This window comes from Nocardioides sp. CPCC 206348 (assembly GCF_048654705.1).
Taxonomy (GTDB): domain Bacteria; phylum Actinomycetota; class Actinomycetes; order Propionibacteriales; family Nocardioidaceae; genus Nocardioides.
This window is the reverse complement of record NZ_JBMCZA010000212.1, coordinates 92,744-95,712: the sequence shown is the minus strand read 5'-3', so window position 1 is coordinate 95,712 and position 2,969 is coordinate 92,744. Positions and strand designations below refer to the sequence as shown.

Here is a 2,969-nt window from a genome sequence, read left to right as displayed (position 1 = left end):
GGATGGGCGGGTTCCTCGGCTACCACGTGACCGTGTGCGATGCCCGGCCCGTGTTCGCGACCAACAGCCGGTTCCCCGGCGCCGACGAGGTCGTGGTGGCCTGGCCCCACAAGTACCTGCGGGCCGAGCAGGAGGCCGCCCGGGTCGACGCCCAGACGATCATCTGCGTGCTGACCCACGACCCCAAGTTCGACGTACCGCTGCTGGAGGTGGCGCTGCGCCTGCCCGCCGTCGGCTACGTCGGGGCGATGGGATCCCGACGGACCCATGAGGACCGCCTGGTCCGGCTGCGGGAGGCCGGAGTGACCGAGGCAGAGCTCGAGCGGCTGCACTCACCGATCGGCCTCGACCTCGGCGCCCGCACTCCCGAGGAGACTGCGATCAGCATCGCTGCCGAGATCGTCGCCGGGCGCTGGGGCGGGTCGGGCGAGCCGCTGAGCGGCACGGAGAGCCGGATCCACCACGGCTCCTCCGGAGCCACCGCCTGAGGAGCGACGGGAATCCGCGCGCCGACACTTGCTCCCCGGGTAGGAGTCGAACCTACGACGCTAGTCCTGATTCAAAGTCAGGCGGGCCCTACCGGCAGACCAACCGGGGATTGCGCTCCAAAGCCTAGAGCGCGTGCGTCGTACCTGACGAAGCGGTTGCTCCCTGCGAGCAGGGAGGACCGTCTCGTCAGGTACGACGGCGGTCCGGCTCAGGCGTTCGGCGCCAGGCAGAGCAGGGTGTTGCGCTTCTTGTAGTCGAGCGGCTGGGCGCCGTTGGCGCAGGCCGTGCCGGACTTGCCGACGCTGGTGACCAGCGCGACGTCCGCGTCGCCCTTGTTCGCCGCGCACTCGACCTTCGTGCTCTCGGTGGCGGTGAGGCGGAAGCAGTCGCCCTTGGCGGCGTTCAGCCCGAGGCACAGCTCGGCGACGTTGCCCGAGTCCGCCTTGCCGACCGAGATCGACAGGGTGTCCTCGCTCGGGTCGCACTCGCCCTTGTTGCCGGTGACCTTGAAGGTCGCGTCGGCGTCGCCGCAGTCCTTGTCGTCGGTCTTCGCGTTGACGGTGCCCGTGACGGTGATGCACTCCCCGACCTTGGGGGCCTGCGCTTCGGCGACCTTCTCCGAGCCCTTGCTGAAGATGAATGACGCGACGACAGCGATCACGATCGCGACGCCGATGCCGCCGAGTTTGACGATCAGGCTCTTGCCCATGGGGGATCCCTCCGAGTGTGAAAAGGGTGGTCCCGAGCCCCCCTCAGTGAATTCTCAGCCTCACCCTAAGGGCAGCATGACCAAAGCACGTCAGCGCAGCAGGTCGCGCCCGATCACCATCCGTTGAATCTGGTTCGTGCCCTCGAAGATCTGGGTCACCTTCGCGTCCCGGAACATCCGCTCCACGGGGTACTCCCGTGTGAAGCCGTTGCCGCCCAGCACCTGCACGGCGTCGGTCGTCACGCGCATCGCGGCGTCGGATGCGGTGAGCTTGGCGATCGACGCCTGGCGCGAGTACGGCCGTCCGGCGTCCTTCAGTCGCGCAGCGTGGAGGTACGCCGCCCGCGACCGTTCCACGTCGGCGGCCATGTCGGCCAGCAGGAACTGCAGGCCCTGGAACTCGCCGATCTTCTGGCCGAACTGCTCCCGCTCGCGCGCGTACGCGACGGCGTGGGCCAGCGCCCCCTGGGCGATGCCGGTCGCGACGGCGGCGATGCCGAGGCGCCCGGCGTCGAGGGCCGACAGGGCGACCCGCATGCCGGCACCCTCCTCGCCGATCAGCTGGGCAGCCGGCACCCGGGCGTCATCGAAGAGCACCTGCGTGGTGACGTCGCAGTGCAGGCCCATCTTCTTCTCGGGGGCACCGAAGGTCATCCCGGCCGTCCCGTCGGGCACCACGAACGCCGTCAGCCCGCGCTTCGGGTCCTCGGACGTGCGGGCGAACAGCACGTAGTAGTCGGCGCAGGACCCGTTGGAGATCCACTGCTTGGTGCCCTTGATGACGTAGTCGTCGCCGTCGCGGCGAGCGGACGTCCGGATGCCGCTGACGTCGGACCCGGCCTGGGGCTCGGACAGGCCGTAGGCGCCGAGCCACTCGCCCGACAGCATCCGGGGCAGCCAGGCCTCCCGCACCTCGGCCGAGCCGTTGGCCTCGACCACGCTGGCGGTGAGGCTGTGGACGCTGGTGCCGACCCCGACGCTCGGCCACACCGTGGCGATCTCCTCGACGACCTGGAGGTACACCTCGTACGGCTGGTTCCCTCCGCCGTACTCCTCGGGGAACGGCAGGCTCAACAACCCGGAGCGTCCGAGCAACCGGTAGGCGGCCTCGGGGAACTCGGCCCGTTCCTCGGCCTCGGCGACCTGCGGTGCGAGCTCCTTCGTGGCGATCTCACGGGTGAGCGCCAGCAGCTCCTCTGCTTCCTCGCTCGGCAACAGTCGGTCGACGGTGGTTCCCATGGGTCTCACACTAGAACCGGGTCAGTAGGTCAGCTCGACCCAGTCCTCGACGTCGTACCGGCCATTGGTCTGCAGCGTCACCGACTGGATGCCGACGGGGCGTCCTTCGCGGTAGGTGATCAGCGCGACGCCGGCAGCCCGGCGGAGCTTGCTGCCGATGGCGATCGCATAGGCGGCGCCGCCGGTGGTGCCAGCGGTGTAGGTGTAGCCGATCTCGCCGTTCTCGCCCGTGATCGCGGTGGGACCGTCCTGGACGTGGGTGTGGCCCCCGATGACCAGGTCCACGCAGCCCCGGGCGAGTGCGTCGTCACCGAAGTCGGCGTCGTGGACGAGGATCGTGTTGACCCGTTCGCCGCGTTCGTCGGCGTCGCACGCCTCGTCGGTGAGCCGCTCGGCCACCTCGGACGACGTCAGGCCCGTCTCGTCGCGCCAGTTGCCGAGCCCGCTGGAACGCGGGTCGTCGACGCCGAGCAGCCGCGCGTTGCCCGGTCCCTCGATCGGCGCGCCGTCGAAGTAGGTCCAGCCGAGGTCC

Annotated in this window: 3 protein-coding genes, 1 tRNA gene and 1 pseudogene; 1 reads left to right on the top strand and 4 read right to left on the bottom strand. The window is 69.9% G+C overall.

Going from position 1 to position 2,969, the window contains the following annotated elements:
* Positions 1-488 (top strand): XdhC family protein (locus ACOADB_RS22515; RefSeq protein WP_378603882.1); only part of this gene is annotated, 488 nt, incomplete at its 5' end.
* Between the two features lie 31 nt (positions 489-519).
* Here ACOADB_RS22515 and ACOADB_RS22510 read toward each other — a convergent pair.
* The 4 genes and pseudogenes from ACOADB_RS22510 to ACOADB_RS22495 all read right to left on the bottom strand — a co-directional run.
* Positions 520-598 (bottom strand) — tRNA-Gln (locus tag ACOADB_RS22510).
* A gap of 99 nt (positions 599-697) precedes the next feature.
* On the bottom strand, positions 698-1,198 hold the full coding sequence (locus tag ACOADB_RS22505) for an LppU/SCO3897 family protein (RefSeq protein WP_378603879.1): 501 nt from the start codon (positions 1,196-1,198) through the stop codon (positions 698-700).
* 90 nt (positions 1,199-1,288) lie between these two features.
* A complete protein-coding gene (locus tag ACOADB_RS22500; RefSeq protein WP_378603876.1) occupies positions 1,289-2,437 on the bottom strand; it encodes an acyl-CoA dehydrogenase family protein in 1,149 nt (382 codons plus the stop codon).
* A 21-nt stretch (positions 2,438-2,458) separates the two neighbouring features.
* Positions 2,459-2,969 (bottom strand): annotated as a pseudogene (locus ACOADB_RS22495) (metallophosphoesterase); the annotation flags it as partial.